Origin of the sequence: Pseudomonas sp. (assembly GCF_048269965.1) — a bacterium.
GTDB lineage: Bacteria > Pseudomonadota > Gammaproteobacteria > Pseudomonadales > Pseudomonadaceae > Aquipseudomonas.
Genome location: NZ_JBLWTV010000009.1, coordinates 169975 through 187217, shown reverse-complemented (window position 1 = coordinate 187217; position 17243 = coordinate 169975). Strand labels below are relative to the sequence as shown.

15 protein-coding genes are annotated in these 17243 nt (G+C 60.4%); 7 read left to right on the top strand and 8 right to left on the bottom strand.

The genetic code is table 11. The features are described from left to right. The 5 genes from ACN0X6_RS13180 to ACN0X6_RS13160 form a co-directional block, all read left to right on the top strand. Window positions 1-2773: DUF637 domain-containing protein (locus tag ACN0X6_RS13180; RefSeq protein ID WP_417704499.1), on the top strand; the 2773-nt coding region annotated here is incomplete at its 5' end. Further along, window positions 2770-3045, top strand: coding sequence for a colicin immunity domain-containing protein (locus ACN0X6_RS13175; protein ID WP_417704497.1), 276 nt, complete (start codon window positions 2770-2772; stop codon window positions 3043-3045). The genes ACN0X6_RS13180 and ACN0X6_RS13175, both read left to right, overlap by 4 nt. Before the next feature lie 315 nt (window positions 3046-3360). Further along, window positions 3361-4308 carry an RNase A-like domain-containing protein gene (locus ACN0X6_RS13170; RefSeq protein WP_417704496.1) on the top strand — a complete coding sequence of 316 codons (948 nt, stop codon included), beginning with the start codon at window positions 3361-3363 and terminating at the stop codon, window positions 4306-4308. Then, complete coding sequence (locus ACN0X6_RS13165; RefSeq protein ID WP_417704494.1) at window positions 4305-4604, top strand: contact-dependent growth inhibition system immunity protein; 300 nt, start codon at window positions 4305-4307, stop codon at window positions 4602-4604. The genes ACN0X6_RS13170 and ACN0X6_RS13165 overlap by 4 nt, the downstream gene beginning before the upstream one ends. Window positions 4605-4714: 110 nt before the next feature. Beyond that, entirely contained in the window at window positions 4715-5410 is a 696-nt protein-coding gene (locus tag ACN0X6_RS13160) for a transposase (RefSeq protein WP_417704492.1), read from the top strand. A gap of 437 nt (window positions 5411-5847) precedes the next feature. Here the strand turns inward: ACN0X6_RS13160 and ACN0X6_RS13155 are convergent, their stop codons facing one another. The 7 genes from ACN0X6_RS13155 to gcl form a co-directional block, all read right to left on the bottom strand. Further along, entirely contained in the window at window positions 5848-6231 is a 384-nt protein-coding gene (locus tag ACN0X6_RS13155) for a hypothetical protein (protein ID WP_417704490.1), read from the bottom strand. A gap of 36 nt (window positions 6232-6267) precedes the next feature. Continuing rightward, window positions 6268-7182: an urea transporter gene (locus ACN0X6_RS13150; protein WP_417704488.1), complete on the bottom strand. Its 915-nt coding sequence runs from the start codon at window positions 7180-7182 to the stop codon at window positions 6268-6270. A 337-nt stretch (window positions 7183-7519) separates the two neighbouring features. Next, complete coding sequence (gene pyk / locus ACN0X6_RS13145) at window positions 7520-8935, bottom strand: pyruvate kinase (RefSeq protein WP_417704487.1); 1416 nt, start codon at window positions 8933-8935, stop codon at window positions 7520-7522. Further along, window positions 8932-10203 carry a glycerate kinase type-2 family protein gene (locus ACN0X6_RS13140; protein WP_417704485.1) on the bottom strand — a complete coding sequence of 424 codons (1272 nt, stop codon included), beginning with the start codon at window positions 10201-10203 and terminating at the stop codon, window positions 8932-8934. Before ACN0X6_RS13140 ends, pyk begins: the two co-directional genes overlap by 4 nt. Before the next feature lie 358 nt (window positions 10204-10561). Beyond that, window positions 10562-11452, bottom strand: a complete 891-nt coding sequence (locus ACN0X6_RS13135) for a 2-hydroxy-3-oxopropionate reductase (protein ID WP_417704483.1) — start codon at window positions 11450-11452, stop codon at window positions 10562-10564. A 130-nt stretch (window positions 11453-11582) separates the two neighbouring features. Further along, window positions 11583-12365, bottom strand: a complete 783-nt coding sequence (hyi, locus tag ACN0X6_RS13130; protein WP_417704481.1) for a hydroxypyruvate isomerase — start codon at window positions 12363-12365, stop codon at window positions 11583-11585. Window positions 12366-12507: 142 nt separating this feature from the next. Then, on the bottom strand, window positions 12508-14283 hold the full coding sequence (gene gcl, locus ACN0X6_RS13125) for a glyoxylate carboligase (RefSeq protein ID WP_417704480.1): 1776 nt from the start codon (window positions 14281-14283) through the stop codon (window positions 12508-12510). A 323-nt stretch (window positions 14284-14606) separates the two neighbouring features. Between gcl and ACN0X6_RS13120 the strand changes: the two genes are divergently transcribed. Next, window positions 14607-15041: a GlcG/HbpS family heme-binding protein gene (locus ACN0X6_RS13120; protein WP_417704478.1), complete on the top strand. Its 435-nt coding sequence runs from the start codon at window positions 14607-14609 to the stop codon at window positions 15039-15041. A gap of 308 nt (window positions 15042-15349) precedes the next feature. Here ACN0X6_RS13120 and ACN0X6_RS13115 read toward each other — a convergent pair whose 3' ends face one another. Further along, window positions 15350-15994: a TetR/AcrR family transcriptional regulator gene (locus tag ACN0X6_RS13115; protein WP_417704476.1), complete on the bottom strand. Its 645-nt coding sequence runs from the start codon at window positions 15992-15994 to the stop codon at window positions 15350-15352. Window positions 15995-16206: 212 nt separating this feature from the next. Between ACN0X6_RS13115 and moaA the strand changes: the two genes are divergently transcribed. Further along, window positions 16207-17202, top strand: coding sequence for a GTP 3',8-cyclase MoaA (moaA, locus tag ACN0X6_RS13110; RefSeq protein WP_417704474.1), 996 nt, complete (start codon window positions 16207-16209; stop codon window positions 17200-17202). Window positions 17203-17243: the final 41 nt, after the last annotated feature.

The window sequence follows — 17243 nt, the reverse complement described above, 5'->3', positions numbered from 1 at the left end:
GACAAACAGCATCCGCAACGCCCAGGGCGGGCTCATCAATGGTCAGGACGTTTCCCTCATTGCCCTGACAGGCGATATCAGCAACGAACGCACCATCAGCCAGCAGAGCCTGGAAGGCAGGGGCTTCAGCCAGTTGACCAGTGTGGTCGATAAGGCAGCCGGCATCGAAGCTGGTAACGACCTGCAACTCAATGCCAAGGGCGATATCCAGAACATCGGCGGCAACCTCAAGGCCGGCGGCGATGCCGAGTTGAATGCCGGTGGCGACGTGATCATCGCCTCCGCTGCCGAAGAGCACGGCAGCATGCGCAAGGACAAGCGTCACTTCTGGAGCACCACCAGTACCACCCAGCATGGCAGCGATGTGCAGGTGGGTGGGGATCTGGCCGTGACTGCCGGGCAGGATATTGCCGTGGTGGCCAGTGCGGTGAAGGCGGACGGTGACGTGCTGCTGGACGCTGGCCGTGACGTGACCATCGCTGCAGCGGCCAACGAAAGCAGCAGCGAGTACCGCTACAAGCGCAGTGGCAAGAAGATCGACAAGGCCGACAGCAACGTACACCAGCAGGCGGCGGTGATCGAGGCGGGTGGGGATCTGGATGTCCTGGCCGAAGGCAACCTGATCCTCAGCGCCAGCCAGCTCAGGGCCGAGGGTGAGGCATTTCTGTATGCCGGTGAGCAACTGGCGCTGCTGGCTGCACAGAACAGTGACTACTACCTCTACGACATGAAGAAGAAGGGCTCCTGGGGCAGCAAGAAAACCCAGCGAGACGAAGTCACCACGGTACGCAATGTCGGCAGCAGCATCACCACGGGGGGGGATCTGACGCTGGTCAGCGAAGGCGACCAGCTCTATCAGAAGGCACGTCTGGAAAGCGGCAATGATTTGATCCTCGACAGTGGCGGCAGCATCACTTTCGAAGCGGTCAAGGATCTCGATCAGGAGAGCCACGAGAAGAGCAAGAGCAGCTGGGCGTGGACGTCGGCCAAGGGTAAGGGTAAGACCGACGAGACCCTGAAACAAAGCGAGCTGATCGCTCAGGGCGACTTGGTCATTCAGGCGGTCGATGGCCTGAAGATCGATATCAAGCAGGTCAACCAGCAGTCCGTCAGCCAGACCATCGATGCCATGGTCAAGGCTGATCCTGACCTGGCCTGGCTGAAAGAGGCCGAAGCCCGAGGCGATGTGGACTGGCGGCGGGTGAAGGAGGTGCATGACTCCTTCAAGTACAGCCACTCGGGGTTGGGTGGTGCTGCGGCTATTGTCATTGCAATTATCGTTACGTACCTAACCTGGGGTGCTGGTTCGGCGGTAGCTGGTTCAGCGAGCACTGCAGCGACGGGGGCAGGTGCCGGTACAGCTGTGGCGAGTGGTGTAGGTGCCGCAGCGCAAGCTGTATTTCACGCGGCTGTCAGCACGGCAGCTATCAGTACTATCAATAACAAGGGGGATCTGGGGGCCGTGGTCAAGGATGTGACCTCGGATGACGCGTTAAAGGGCTATGTGGTCTCTGGGCTTACCGCAGGTTTTACATCGGGCGTTTTGGATAGTGCTTTTGGTGTAAGCAGTGACAATGTCAATAAGATTACGAAGGGGTTTGATTTAAGCAAACCTGTTGGGGTTGCCAAGTTTGGCTCATATTTAGGCGCACAAGGTGCCGTACAGGCTGTCGCTCAGACTGCAGTTCAAGGCGGTAGCCTTGGTGACAACCTGCAAATCGCGCTAACGAGTCAACTAACCCAGCTCTTACAAGCCGTCGCATTCAACGCGGTAGGTGACATTGCTCAAGACAATGCGTGGTTTGAAGGTGGCAAAGAAAAAATCGTCGTTCATGCCTTGGTCGGTGGATTGCTAAGCGAGGCAACAGGTGGAGATTTCGCGACAGGTGTTATTGTTGGCGGAGTCAATGAGGCGCTAGTCACTCGACTGGAAGGCCTTATCAAAGGCGATGAGCAGCTTGAGTTGGCGGTATCTCAGCTGATTGGCGTTTCCCTTGCACTCGCAACAGGCGGTGATCCAGCTAAGGCGGCAGAGTTGGCCAAGAATGCCACTGCCTACAACCAGCAGGTTCACAGGGATGCTCAGAAGAAGCTTGAAGCTGGTTTGGAATTGTTGCATGCGCAGGGTAAGTACACTGATCTTGAAGCAAGCGAGGTGGTGGCAGAGCTTAAGAAAATAGCCTCTGGAGAGCTTGATGGCGTTGGTGATCTAGATCCTAGGGTGGTGGATTTCCTCAATAGGGAATTCACACCAGGCAGTATTCGGGAGAGTCTTTTTGAGCCTGAGACCTGGGAGAACTACGTTGCTTTAGCCATTGATTTGCTTTTCCCAACCCCGTCTGGGAAAGTTGCGGCGATTAAGAAAGCCGGGACTAAAATGTCCCAAGAGGCTCTTGAGAAGCTGGAGAAGACGTATGGGGAGGCTCTTGTAGGTGCTCCAAAGGGTAGCGGTTTTGCCGGAGAACTCACGAGTATTACCCAGAGGCAACTTGATAAAAAATTTAAGCATGCTTCTGATTTTGGTGTCGTAACAACGAAGAAGAATCCTGAAACGCTTGCTCAATTTGAGTCGGCGATTAAGGCTCATATGAGCTCTGCGTCTACAGTGCAGCAGGGTACATATGGTTTTGTAAAGGACTCTAAGGTTTTCTTTAATGCGACAACGAATAATGCTGTTGTTGTTGATGTTGCAGGGAATTTTGTTACAGGCTTTAAGCTTTCCCCAGGAACTCAACAGTATGAGAACTTTATCAAAAATGGTGTTCTGCGATGAGCGTTGTTCTTTTTGAGTTTGCAAAGTCATTTGCAGTGGGGCGGTTATCTGCTGTGGTATTTTCTGAGGCATATATTGAGCTATGGAAGATAGAGAGAGATAGAGGGCTTCTTGTTGCAGATGCGACGCTTTTGAGTGAGTGTTTGTCTAGCATGTTCTGTGCGGCAGATATGTATTGTGGTGATGATGAGTTGCGAGAAGAGTATGAGTTCAATGATGAGCAGCTAAAGTTGGAGATTTGTAGGCTTCTACGAGTGGTAGAGCTTGATTAGGTTCTGTACGAAAAGAGAACAATAGGGGACAGACCACGTTTATTGATCTAGGGTTATGGAGTTCCATGGAAGGAGGTCTGTATGCCACGTCGAGCACGCATATTACTGCCAGACGTTTCAGTTCATCTGATTCAGAGAGGGAATAATCGCTCAGCCTGTTTTTACGCTGACGAAGACTATCTTCTGGGAGGTCCGAAGTTTTCTGCCGAAGTTGAGGCAGCGTTGGGGCGAAGAGTCACAAGAGGTAAGCCAGGGCGTCCCAAGAGTGCGCCAGATATTTAGTAAAACGTGGTCTGTCCCCCTATTGTTCAGGAAGTGCAGAAGAAAAAAGAACTGGAGAAATGTCAAGATCGTTTTCGCTGTAAATTTGGAACGGACGCTAAATGGAGTTTGATCTCCGCACAGCAAGATGTTGGATTAATTGTGGGGGTCGGTGGCGGTATTGGGCTTTCCGCTGCTGAAACAGCAGAAGGAATTTATGAATTAGCGACAAACTTCAAAGAAGTTGTAGGCGCATTAAAGCTTTTAGCTGACTCCCCTGAATTCAGGCAGCAGTTCAGTGACAGCTATTTTGCAGACTTAGAGCAGCGAGCAGAATTGCTGACGCAGGCCTACAATGATGCAGGCTGGGACGGTTCTGTTACGGCAGGTGTGGAAGGAGGACGTTTTGCGGTTGAACTCGTTGGCCTGATAACGGCCGTGCGAGGCGCTGCACAGGTTACGGCTAAGCTACCTTCTGCAGCCAAGACCGTTGTGAACGCTATTGCGGAAGCGCCGGCATCTGGAAGCTGGAAGGCGCAGGCAGGTGCTTTAGGTGATTTGAGTAAGCTTGAGGTGCCTGGTGGTCCAAAAGAAGCTGCTAAGGCAGTTAGCCCAATTGTTCCAGGTGGTGGACTTGCAGCTCATGAAGCAGCTGGTGGGCACTTGATTGCAAAGCATGTTGGGCAATCAGAGGCACAGTTGCTAAGTCGTCTTTCGGCTGAGCCTAAAATTACCGGGTCGTCATCTTTTTATGATCGAACATTTGCTGAAAAGGCCGTTTCACAAACCTTGGATATGAAGCAAACAGAAATTGCGAGCTGGCTTTCTGGGAGCGCAAACCGCTTGAGACTTGACCATACGCTATCAAGCCCTGTTGGGATATCTGTTGCTCGTGGCGCGTCCAGCGCAGTAGATGCAAGTTCGGTCAGGGTCATACTTGTGCGTGACTCGAAAATGCCAACAGGATATAAAATTCTTACAGGATTCCCTACGGTGCCATGAATATGAAAAATTACAGAATTCTCGGGCAGTTATTAGGCTGCTATTTTCATCAAGACTGGCCTGAAGAGTTCAGTAATAGTAGTGGGGTGATTCATGAAATTATTAATAGTGAATCTCGTGATAGGTTGCTCGCGGGGGCGTCTGAGCTTGATCAGTTGATTGCTCTTAATCTTTCTGAAGAGGCTTGTCGCGAGATTATGATTGCTAAAATTGGATGTTTCTTTGAGCCCGGATCCGAAGGACTGACATACGCAGATTGGTTGTTGAGGGTGCGGGCTGCTTTTTTAGAGCAATAATTTGTTGGTCCAAAAGGAACTGGAGAAGTAGCCAGTTCTGGTGGGAAACAATAGGGGACAGACCACGTTTATTGGTCTAGGGTTATGGAATTCCATGGAAGGAGGTCTGTATGCCACGTCGAGCACGCATATTATTGCCAGGCGTTTCACTTCACCTGATTCAGAGAGGGAACAATCGCTCAGCCTGTTTTTACGCTGACGAGGATTATCTTTTTTATCTGGATGTATTGATGGAGCAAGCAAAGAAGCATGGATGTGCGATCCATGCCTGGTGTCTGATGACCAACCATGTTCATTTGTTGGCCACGCCCGAAAGCCCTGATAGTGCAGGACTCATGATGAAGGGGCTAGGGCAGCGTTACGTGCAGTATGTTAATCGAGCATACCGCCGTAGCGGGACGCTGTGGGAAGGTCGTTTCCGCTCTTGCCTCATGCAGGAAGAGGCATATGTGTTGGCTTGCTATCGATACATTGAGATGAATCCTATCCGTGCAGGCATGGTTGAGCACCCGGCGGAATACCGCTGGTCGAGCTACCGGGCCAACGCGCAGGGTGAGTCCTCAGTGCTGCGCTGTCCACATCCTCTCTATCAGTCACTGGGTCGAGATGAGATGCTCAGGGCTGAGGCTTATAGAGAATTGTTCCGTTATCAGCTAGACGCAGGGCTTGTCGATCAGATACGTGCCGCGACAAATGGAAACTACGCACTGGGAAGTCCGAAGTTTTCTGCCGAAGTTGAGGCAGCGTTGGGGCGAAGAGTCACAAGAGGCAAGCCAGGGCGTCCCAAGAGTGCGCCAGATATTTAGTAAAACGTGGTCTGTCCCCTATTGTTTAAGATATTTAGTAAAACGTGGTCTGTCCCCTATTGTTCCCATTGCGATGTTAGCCGGGTCACTTCCCTTCGGCGTGAACTCGCCGCTTCCATGTTGTTGCCGATACCGGTTCCGGCCATACGGCGGGTCACTTCTGGCAAACGCCCGGATGGCCGGCCCCGCCAGAAGTAACCAAGAGGTCTTGCCCCTGGCATCCGGCCCGACTTCGTCGGGTTGATCGTACCCACGCTCTGCGTGGGCATGCCTTCCGAGGACGCTCCGCGTCCTGTTCTTGATCTGTGGCAGAGATTTGTTGACGTGCTGGATCTGGCATTGATCGACGCAGAGCGTCGAGGGCTACATTCCCACGCGGAGCGTGGGAACGATCAAATTTGGCTTTTATGAGGCATATGGAGCAAGAAGTTTGTCGTTCATTCGTCCTCCAGCGACGACTCCTCTCGCGGATCACCGATAACGAAGGTTTCACCGGTGGCTGCTGTAATCCTTGCGGTGCCCAGATTGAGTAGCTGCCACTGCCATTCTCCGTAACGGGTGCTCAAGGTGCCATGGGCCTGGCAGGGGCCGTACAGGTACCAGTCGTGTTCCTGGCGATGGGTGATGAGGATGGCGTGACGCAGGAAGTCCGTGACCATTGCTTCGCTTACCTTGAAGCTCTGGCAGTTTTCTTGCTCCGGGCCGAGTCCATCTTCGATCACCACGATATCGCTGACCGGGCCGATCAGGCTGGGGATTGACTCTGCGCCGGTCGTAGCGGTTGCCAGCAGCAAGCTGAGGCCGAGAATTCGTCTGTCCATGTTCTGCGCGCTCGCTTTGTAGTCCGTTGCGCGATTCTAGAACGTCGGCGTGCTGTCCTTGACTGCCTTTTGCCAACTTTGTGCACCGGCCCTGATCAGCCAGCAGGCGAGGATGAAGGGCATGGTCAGGGCGGGTAGGCCCAGCGCGCTGAAGCCGGGCTGCAGCAACAGGGCGAGCAGAATGCCGAGGGCCGGTACCAGTGGGCTGCGGTGTACCTGGGCCAGGGCGATGGCGGCGAGGGTGGCGTTGTAGCCGTAGAGACCGGCGAGGGCACCCCCGCTGGGCCAGCCATGGAAAATCGCCAGGGCGAAGCCGCCGCTGGAACCCAGCAGTGCCCACAGCGCCATGCGGCCATCGGCCAGGCGTAAGCCGAGCAGCAGGCACAGACCGGCCAATGGTGAGTCGAGGAAGATCACCTGACCCAGGCCGCGCAGCACGGCGAGTATCAGTTGCAGGAGGTTCAGCTCCGGCGCTTCGGGCGCGCTGGCTGGTGGTGCCAATGGCAACTGCAGCTGGGTGAGCAGTGCCAGTGATAGCCAACCCAGCAGCACGAAGGGAAAGGTGAAGGCGGGCAGCCAGCCATGTTTGCGCATACGACGCATCCAGGGGGCCAGCAGCAGGCTGGACAGGGCGGCGCTTGCGATGATCAGCCCGGGCAACAGCGGTGTCCATGGCAGTTTCAGACTGAGCAGCAGGCCGAGCAGGATGCCGTTGTAGCCGTACAGGCCGATGGCGATGTCGGCAGGCGGGTAGCCGCTGCGCTGCGCGGTCAGCATCGAGGTCAGGCCGCCGAGCAGGGCGCCGCCCAGCAACTCAGGGGCACCGATGAGGATGGCGATCAGTACCAGCAGGCCGCAGCTGGGGTGCTGTTGCAGGAAGATCTGGGCGAAGCCGCTGAGCAGGGCGCGCAGGCTTTGCAGAGCAGGGTATGAGGTTGCTAGTGGAGGCATGATGTGTGTGCCAAGAGAGCCCTCTCCCCCAGCCCCTCGGCTTTGGCATCCTGCGTCGCCCTACCTCCTGCATTCATGCAGTCGTCTCCCGCAAGCGGGAGAGGGGAGCCGTCCGTGTTGCTTGGAGGAGCTACGTAGGGTGCGCCGTGCGCACCGCCAACGGGACGCAAGGTGCGCTCGGGCCAGGCGGCCCCGCGACACCCTACGAATCAATACAACGCGCAGCCCGGATGAAATCCGGGACGCAGGGTCAGAGCATTCCCCGGATTCATCCGAGCTACGGAGCTGTGTAGGGTGCGCCGTGCGCATGGCGCACCCTGCAGGAGAGCAGTGCGGCTCAGTGCAGCGTTTCGATCCTCAGGCTGTTGGTGCTGCCCGGTTGGCCGAAGGGTTCACCAGCGGTGATCACCACGGTTTCGCCACGCTGGGCCATGCCCTGGGCTTGGGCGATCTCCAGCGCGGTGCTGGTGACCTCCTCGACCTTGCGCAGGCGCTCGTTGACCACCGAGTAGATGCCCCAGGCCACGGTCAGGCGCCGGGCCGTGGTCAGGCTCGGCGTCAGGCTGAGGATCGGCGCCTTGGGCCGCTCGCGCGAGGCGCGCAGGCTGGAGCTGCCGGATTCCGTGTAGTTGACCAATGCCGCGACCGGCAGGATCGAGCTGATGCGGCGGATGGCGCAACTGATGGCGTCGCTGGCGGTGGCTTCTGCCTGTGGGCGACCGACGTCGAGCTGGCTCTGGTAGTCCGGCCCGTTTTCCACCTGGCGGATGATCTTGCTCATCATCTGCACGGTTTCCAGCGGGTAGTCGCCGGAGGCGGTCTCGGCCGACAGCATCACCGCATCGGCGCCTTCGGCTACGGCGTTGGCCACGTCGGTGACTTCGGCGCGGGTCGGCGCCGGGGAGAAGCGCATGGATTCGAGCATCTGCGTAGCCACCACCACCGGGCGACCCAGCTGGCGGCAGGTGCGCACGATGTCCTTCTGGATGCGCGGTACGTTCTCGGCCGGCACTTCCACGCCCAGGTCACCGCGCGCCACCATGATGGCGTCGCACAGCTTGGCGATTTCTTCCAGGTGGACCACCGCCGAGGGTTTCTCGATCTTGGCCATGAGGAAGGCCTTGCCGCCGATCAGCTCGCGCGCTTCGAGGATATCTTCCGGGCGTTGCACGAACGACAGCGCGACCCAGTCCACGCCTAGCTCCAGGCCGAAGGCCAGGTCGCGGCGATCCTTGTCGGTCAGCGGCGACAGTTGCAGCACCGCCTCGGGCACGTTGACGCCCTTGCGGTCGGACAGCTCGCCACCGGCGATGACGCAGGTGTCTACGGCATCAGCCTGCTTGGCGGTTACCTTCAGGCGCAGGCGGCCATCGTCCAGCAGCAGGCTCATGCCCGGTTGCAGCGCTTCGATGATTTCTGGATGGGGCAGGTTGACCCGGCTGGCGTCGCCGGGTGTGGCGTCCAGATCCAGGCGCAGGCTCTGGCCGTTGACCAGCTGCACCTTGCCTTCGGCAAAGCGGCCGACGCGCAGCTTCGGCCCCTGCAGGTCCATGAGGATGCCGATGGGCTGGTTCAGCTCGCGCTCCACCTCGCGCACCCACTGGTAGCGCTGGGCGTGGTCGGCATGCTCGCCATGGCTGAAGTTGAGGCGGAACAGGTTGACCCCGGCTTCCACCAGCTGGCGGATATGCGCGGCATCGCGGATCGCCGGCCCGAGGGTGGCGAGGATCTTCACTTTCTTGTCGGCGTTCATTGGGTTTTCTCGAGAATCAGAATGGCGCGGAAATCGTTGACGTTGGTACGGGTCGGGCCGGTGACGATCAGCTCGTCGAGGGCGGCGAAGTAGCCATAGCCGTTGTTGTTGTCCAGTTCGTCACGGGCGGACAGGCCCTTGATGCCGGCGCGGGCATAGCTGTAGGGCGTCATGATGGCGCCGGCATTGTCTTCGGAGCCGTCGATGCCGTCGGTGTCGCCAGCCAGCGCGTAGACGCCGGGCAGGCCCTTGAGGCTCTCGGTAAGGCTGAGCAGGAACTCGGCGTTGCGCCCGCCACGGCCTTTGCCGCGCACGGTGACGGTGGTTTCGCCGCCGGAGAGGATCACGCAGGGCGGCTTGATCGGCTGGCCATGGAGCTGCACCTGGCGGGCTATGCCGGCATGCACCTTGGCCACGTCGCGCGACTCGCCCTCCAGGTCGCCGAGAATCAGTACCGGGAAACCGGCCGCTTCGGCTTTGGCAGCGGCGGCGTCGAGCGACTGCTGCGGCGTGGCGATCAGCTGGAAGTGGCTGCGGGCGAGCACCGGATCGCCGGGCTTGACCGTTTCCGAGCGTGGGTCCTGCAGCCAGGCGCGCACGTTGGCCGGAATGTCGATGGCATAGCGGGCGAGAATCGCCAGGGCTTCGGCCGAGGTGGTCGGGTCGCCCACGGTGGGGCCGGAGGCGATCACCGTGGCTTCGTCGCCGGGTACGTCGGAGATGGCGTAGGTGTACACGGTGGCCGGCCAGCAGGCCTTGGCCAGGCGACCGCCCTTGATCGCCGAGAGGTGCTTGCGCACGCAGTTCATCTCACCGATGGTGGCGCCGGATTTCAGCAGCGCCTTGTTGATCGCCTGCTTGTCCTTGAGGCCGATGCCTTCTGCCGGCAACGCCAGCAGCGAGGAGCCGCCGCCGGAGAGCAGGAAGATCACCCGGTCGTCCTCGCTGAGGTTCGACACCAATTCCAGCACGCGACGGGCGACGCGTTCGCCGGCATCGTCCGGTACCGGGTGTGCGGCTTCCACCACTTCGATCTTCTGGCAGTCGGCGCCGTGCTCGTAGCGGGTCACCACCAGGCCGCTGACCTCGCCTTGCCATTGCTGCTCGATCACCTCGGCCATGGCCGCAGCAGCCTTGCCGGCGCCGATGACGATGACGCGGCCGCTGCGGTCCGCGGGCAGGTGGTCGGCCAGCACCTGGCGCGGATGCGCGGCAGCGATGGCGGTGGCGAACAGGTCGCGCAGCAGGCGTTGCGGGTCGAAGGTCATGGCGGTGTTCTCTTGTTCTGGGGGTGACGCTGGATGATCGTTCCCACGCTCCGCGTGGTAACGCCCGGCGAGACACTGAGGCGTCTGCTGTTGTGTGACGCGGAGCGTCACGGGATGCATGCCCACGCAAAGCGTGGGAACGATCGATGTTCTCTCGATGGATCGATTCCAGTCCGCAGGCGCCGCGTGGCAGCGCCTGGGGAATGGAATCGACCGACCTGGCAATCGGGCCGTGACACCTCCTGCCAGGAAGGTCGAAAGGGTGGGCGAAACGCGGCCTTCGGGATCTGTGGGAGGCGCTTCAGCGGCGACAGTCGCGGCTAAAGCCCCTCCCACGGATTTCCTGAGAGGGCTGCGCTTACTCGCCGCGGATATTGAAGTTGGCCATATGCTCCAGACCCTTGATCAGGGCGGAGTGATCCCAGCCGCTGCCGCCGAGGGCCGCGCAGGTGCTGAACACTTGCTGGGCGTTGGCGGTGTTTGGCAGGTTCAGGCCCAGCTCGCGAGCACCGGACAGCGCCAGGTTGAGGTCCTTCTGGTGCAGGCTGATGCGGAAGCCCGGATCGAAGGTGCCCTTGATCATGCGCTCGCCGTGCACTTCGAGGATCTTCGAGCCGGCGAAACCACCCATCAGCGCTTCACGCACCTTGGCCGGATCGGCGCCGTTCCTGGCGGCGAACAGCAGCGCTTCGGCCACTGCCTGGATGTTCAGCGCGACGATGATCTGGTTGGCCACCTTGGCAGTCTGACCGTCGCCGTTGCCGCCGACGCGGGTGATGTTCTTGCCCATGGCCTGGAACAGCGGCAGGGCGCGTTCGAAGGCGTTCGGGCAGCCACCGACCATGATCGACAGGGTCGCGGCCTTGGCACCGACCTCACCGCCGGACACCGGGGCGTCCAGGTAGGCAGCGCCGGTGGCCTTGATCTTCTCGGCGAAGGTCTTGGTCGCGGTGGGGGAGATCGAACTCATGTCGATCACCACCTTGCCGGCGCCGACGCCCTGGGCGATGCCGTTGTCGCGGAACAGCACGTCTTCGACCTGCGGGGTGTCCGGCACCATGACGATGATGAACTCGGCTTCCTGAGCGACTTCCTGTGGGTTGGCCAGGGCGATGGCGCCAGCGGCGACCAGATCGGCCGGGGCCGGGTCATGATGCTCGGACAGGAACAGGGTGTGACCTGCGTTCTGCAGGTTCTGCGCCATGGGTTTGCCCATGATGCCGGTGCCAATGAATCCGATTTTTGCCATGAGAGATAACCTCGATGTAGGTGGTGAGCCTGTAGGAGCGGATTCATCCGCGAACACCGGCGAGGCCGGAGCCATGCAGCGCGGTGCCTGCTTCGCGGGTGAACCCGCTCCTACGAATTGGTGAAGTCCGTCAGATTGCGTTGTGCGCTTTCATCCAGCCGAGGCCGGCAGCGGTGGTGGTGGCCGGCTTGTATTCACAGCCGATCCAGCCCTGGTAGCCGATGCGATCCAGGTGCTCGAAGAGGAAGCGGTAGTTGATCTCGCCGGTGCCCGGCTCGTTGCGGCCCGGGTTGTCGGCCAGTTGCACGTGGTTGATCGCGGTCAGGTTGCTCTCAACCGTACGGGCCAGGTCACCTTCCATGATCTGCATGTGGTAGATGTCGTACTGCAGGTACAGGTTGCTGCTGCCGACCTTGTCGCGGATGTCCAGGGCCTGCTGGGTGGTGCTGAGGTAGAAGCCGGGGATGTCGCGGGTGTTGATGGCTTCCATGACCAGGCGGATGCCGGCGCCGGCCAGCTTGTCAGCGGCGTAGCGCAGGTTGTCGACGAAGGTCTTTTCCACGGTCGCGCAGTCCACGCCCTGCGGGCGGATGCCGGCCAGGCAGTTGATCTGCTGGTTGCCCAGCACCTTGGCGTAGGCGATGGCCTTGTCGACGCCTGCGCGGAATTCCTCGACGCGGTCCGGGTGGCAGGCGATGCCACGTTCACCCTTGCCCCAGTCGCCGGCGGGCAGGTTGAACAACACTTGCTCGAGCTTGTTGGCGTCCAGGCGGGCCTTGATCTCTTCCACCGGGAAGTCATAGGGGAAGAGGTATTCCACGCCGCTGAAGCTGGCTTCGGCGGCGGCGGCGAAACGGTCCAGGAAGTCCACTTCGGTGAACAGCATGGACAGGTTGGCTGCAAAACGGGGCATGGTGTGTTCCTTCAATTTGGCTCCCTCTCCCCTCGGGAGAGGGTTGGGGTGAGGGAGGCAGTGTCGGAATGAGCGAGGACCGCGTGCCTTGCACAGCCCTCACCCCCGGCCCCTCTCCCAAAGGGAGAGGGGAGTAGGTAGATCAATCCAGCAGCGAGATGGCGGTCGGCGCGTCGACGCCGCGCTCGGCCAGTTCCTCGAACTCGTTGATGGCGTTGATCTCGGTGCCCATGGAGATGTTGGTGACACGCTCCAGGATGATCTCCACCACCACCGGTACGCGGTGCTCGGCCATCAGGCGCTTGGCTTCGGCGAAGGCGTTCTGCAGCTCGTTCGGGTCGAACACGCGGATCGCCTTGCAGCCCAGGCCCTCGACCACGGCGACGTGATCGACGCCGTAGCCATTGAGCTCCGGTGCGTTGATGTTCTCGAACGCCAGCTGCACGCAGTAGTCGATGTCGAAGCCGCGCTGCGCCTGACGGATCAGGCCCAGGTAGGAGTTGTTCACCAGCACGTGGATGTACGGCAGGTTGAACTGCGCGCCGACGGCCAGCTCCTCGATCATGAACTGGAAGTCATAGTCGCCGGACAGGGCCACGACCTGACGTTGCGGGTCGGCCTTGACCACGCCCAGCGCCGCCGGAATGGTCCAGCCCAGCGGGCCGGCCTGGCCGCAGTTGATCCAGTGACGCGGCTTGTATACGTGCAGGAACTGCGCGCCTGCGATCTGCGACAGACCGATGGTGCTGACGTAGCAGGTGTCCTTGCCAAAGGCTTCGTTCATCTCCTCGTACACGCGCTGCGGCTTGGCCGGCACGTTGTCGAAGTGAGTCTTGCGCTGCAGGGTGCGTTTGCGCTCGCGGCAGGATTCGACCCAGGCGCTGCGGTCCTTCAGCTTGCCGGCGGCTTTCCATTCGCGGGCGACTTCAAGGAATGCGTTCAGCGCGTTACCGGCATCGGAGGCGATGCCCAGGTCCGGGTTGAACACGCGGCCGATCTGCGTGGGTTCGATGTCGACGTGGATGAACTTGCGGCCTTCGGTGTAGACCTCGACCGAGCCGGTGTGGCGGTTGGCCCAGCGGTTGCCGATACCGAACACCAGGTCGGAAGCGAGCAGGGTGGCGTTGCCGTAACGGTGCGAGGTCTGCAGGCCGACCATGCCGACCATCAGCTTGTGATCGTCGGGGATCGCGCCCCAGCCCATCAGCGTCGGCACTACTGGCACACCGGTCAGCTCGGCGAACTCCACCAGTTTGTCTTGCGCATCGGCATTGAAGATACCGCCACCGGCGACCAGCAGCGGGTGCTCGGCGTCGTTGAGCATGGCGATGGCTTTCTCGGCCTGGACGCGGCTGGTGCTCGGCTTGGCCACCGGCAGCGGTTCGTAGGCGTCGATGTCGAACTCGATCTCGGCCATCTGCACGTCGAACGGCAGGTCGATCAGCACCGGGCCGGGACGGCCGCTGCGCATTTCATGGAAGGCACGCTGGAAGGCGCGCGGCACCTGGCCGGGTTCCATCACGGTGGTGGCCCACTTGGTCACCGGACCGACGATGCTGGTGATGTCGACTGCCTGGAAATCTTCCTTGTGCATGCGCGCACGCGGCGCCTGGCCGGTGATGCACAGAATTGGAATGGAGTCGGCGGACGCCGAGTACAGGCCGGTGACCATGTCGGTGCCGGCGGGGCCGGAGGTGCCGATGCACACACCGATGTTGCCGGCATTGGTGCGGGTGTAACCCTCGGCCATGTGCGAAGCGCCTTCGACGTGACGGGCCAGGACGTGATCGATGCCGCCGAGTTTCTTCAGTGCGGCATACAGGGGGTTGATGGCAGCGCCGGGGACGCCGAATGCGGTGTCAACGCCTTCGCGACGCATCACCAGTACGGCTGCCTCGATTGCTCTCATTCTGGCCATTTCTTGTGCCTCTTTTGTTGTCAGATTGTATACAAAACACCTGGCTCGGATTCTATGCAGGCCATGACTCCACGGTCAACATTTTTTCCGGTGCAGCCTGTTGTCTGGGGCAAAATCTTTTGAAACGTGCGTTTGACGGGTTGTGCGGGGCAGGTACGGACGGCTGTTGCGATAACTGTATACAATAAAAAATGATATTGTATGTAGTTGTTGAATTTTTTGTTGCTGGTGGGATAGTGGAACGAGTTCTGAATTGCCCGTGCGCACAACCGCCCGTGCGCCCTGGGTGTTTCTTTCCCTCTGTCACTTCAGGAGTCATCACCATGAGCAACTTGAATCTGCAAACCGCCAACGCCATCGGCAGTCGTGCCCTGGCAGTGGGGCGGGAGATAAAGGCGGCGCCGCTGACGGTGGCGGTGCTGGATGCCGGCGGGCATCTGATCAGCCTGCAACGCGAGGACGGCGCGAGCCTGCTGCGCCCGCAGATCGCCATCGGCAAGGCCTGGGGCGCGCTGGCCCTGGGCAAGGGCTCGCGGCTGATCGCCGCCGACGCGCAGCAGCGCCCGGCGTTCATTGGTGCGGTGAACAATCTGGCGCAGGGCAGCCTGATTCCGGCGCCGGGCGGGGTGTTGATTCGCGATGAACGCGGCGAAGTGATCGGCGCCGTCGGCATCACCGGCGACACCTCGGATATCGACGAGCAGTGTGCGGTCAGTGCGCTGGAGTCGCTGGGGCTGAAGGCGGATGCCGGGGTGTAGGGTGGATGTCGCTGTTTACATCGACCAGAGCGGTGAATCGGTAAGGCGTGGTCTTTCCTGTGATCTGCGAAACGATCCTTGACCCTGGTGCGCGCGACCTGGGCGGCCCCGCGACACCCTACGGATCGGGATATGCCGCTGGCTCGCCGCGTTGCGTAGGGTGGATGTCGCTGTTTACATCCACCAGAGCGGTGGATCGGTAAAGCGTGGTCTTTCCTGTGATCTGCGAAACGATCCTGACACTTATTGCGCGCGACCTGGGCGGCCCCGCGACACCCTACAGGATCGGTGGAGGCTTCAGATTCGCGTCAGGCGCTGGTCACCAGCTCGGAGGCCATCGACGGCATCGGGCTGACGTCGCAGCCTTTGAGTACCAGGCGAATGATGGTCTGGGCGGCGGCTTCGTAGTCGGCATCGTCCAGACTGGCCTTGCCGGTGACGGTTGAGATCTGCCAGTCGAAGTCGGCATAGGTCTGGGTCGCTGCCCAGATGCTGAACAGCAGGTGATGCGGGTCGACTTTCGCCATCAGGCCCTGATCGATCCAGCGCTGGATGCAGGCGATGTTGTGCTTGGCCTGGGCGTTGAGCTGTTCGGTCTGTTCAGGCGACAGGTGCGGCGCGCCGTGCATGATCTCGCTGGCGAACACCTTGGAGGCATGCGGCAGATCGCGGGAGATGCGGATCTTCGAGCGGATGTAGGCGGTCAGCACTTCGCTCGGATGGCCCGGCTGGTTGAAGGGGGCAGAGGCGGCCAGCAGTGGCTCGATGATGCTTTCCAGGACCTCGCGGTAGAGGTTTTCCTTGGACTTGAAGTAGTAGTAGACGTTGGGCTTGGGCAGGCCTGCCTTGGCCGCAATGTCACTGGTCTTGGTGGCGGCGAAGCCCTTGTCGGCGAACTCCTCGCTGGCTGCGCGCAGGATGAGCTCTTTGTTACGCTCGCGAATGCTGGTCATAAGGCCCTGTGGTTTGCTCTGCCGCCGGACGGCGGTCGGGCATGGTAGCACCGGCTTTGCGCGAGGCTCAAGCCAGCAGCCACGGGCTGCTCAGCGTTTAACTGACCCTGGGGTCAAATTTTTGTATACAGGAAATCACTTTTCTGTTTCTATCGCGCACAACGTTATCCATGACAAAAAGTCTCGGCGCGTGACGCTGCAGGAGACCCACCGTGAATACCCATCAGCTCGTCGATCCCTTTGGTCGGCGCATCACCTACCTGCGTTTGTCGGTGACCGATCGCTGTGATTTTCGCTGCACCTACTGCATGAGCGAAGACATGCAGTTCGCGCCGCGTCAGCAGATTCTCAGCCTGGAGGAGCTGTACGCCGTGGCCGATGCCTTCATCAGCCTTGGCGTGCGGCGTATTCGCATCACCGGCGGTGAGCCGCTGGTGCGCAAGAACCTGCTGAGCCTGCTGCAGCGCCTGGGTGAGCGTGACGAGCTGGACGACCTGGCGATCACCACCAATGGCTCGCAGTTGGCCGAAATGGCAGCGCCCTTGCGCGCGGCGGGCGTGCGGCGTCTGAACATCAGCCTGGATTCCCTGCAGCGCGAGCGCTTCGCCGCGTTCACCCGACGCGACAGGCTCGACCAGGTACTGGCCGGCATCGAGGCGGCGCGCGCGGCCGGCTTCGAGCGGATCAAGCTCAACAGCGTGGTGCAGAGCGGGCGCAATGATGACGAGGTGCAGGATCTGGTCGAGTTCGCCATCGCGCGCGGCCTGGATATCAGTTTCATCGAGGAAATGCCGCTGGGCAGCGTGGTCAGCCACAGCCGTGAACAGACCTTCTGCTCCAGCGACGAGGTGCGCCAGCGTATCGAGCAGCGCCATGCGCTGGTGCGCAGCAGCAAGGTCACCGGCGGGCCGTCGCGTTACTGGCAAGTGATTGGCACGCAGACTCAGGTGGGGTTCATTTCGCCGCACAGCCACAACTTCTGCGGTGACTGCAACCGTGTGCGAGTCACCGCCGAGGGCAAGCTGGTGCTGTGTCTCGGCGACGACAACGCGCTGGACCTCAAGCGCCTGCTGCGCGCGCATCCGGGCGACGGCGAACGCCTGCGCCAGGCGCTGATCGAGGCGCTGCGTCTGAAGCCCGAGCGGCATCACTTCGCCACCGACGAGCAGGTGCAGGTGGTGCGCTTCATGAGTATGACCGGCGGCTGAGCCCGTCTGATCGGATTCCCATAACAACAATAAGGAGGCTC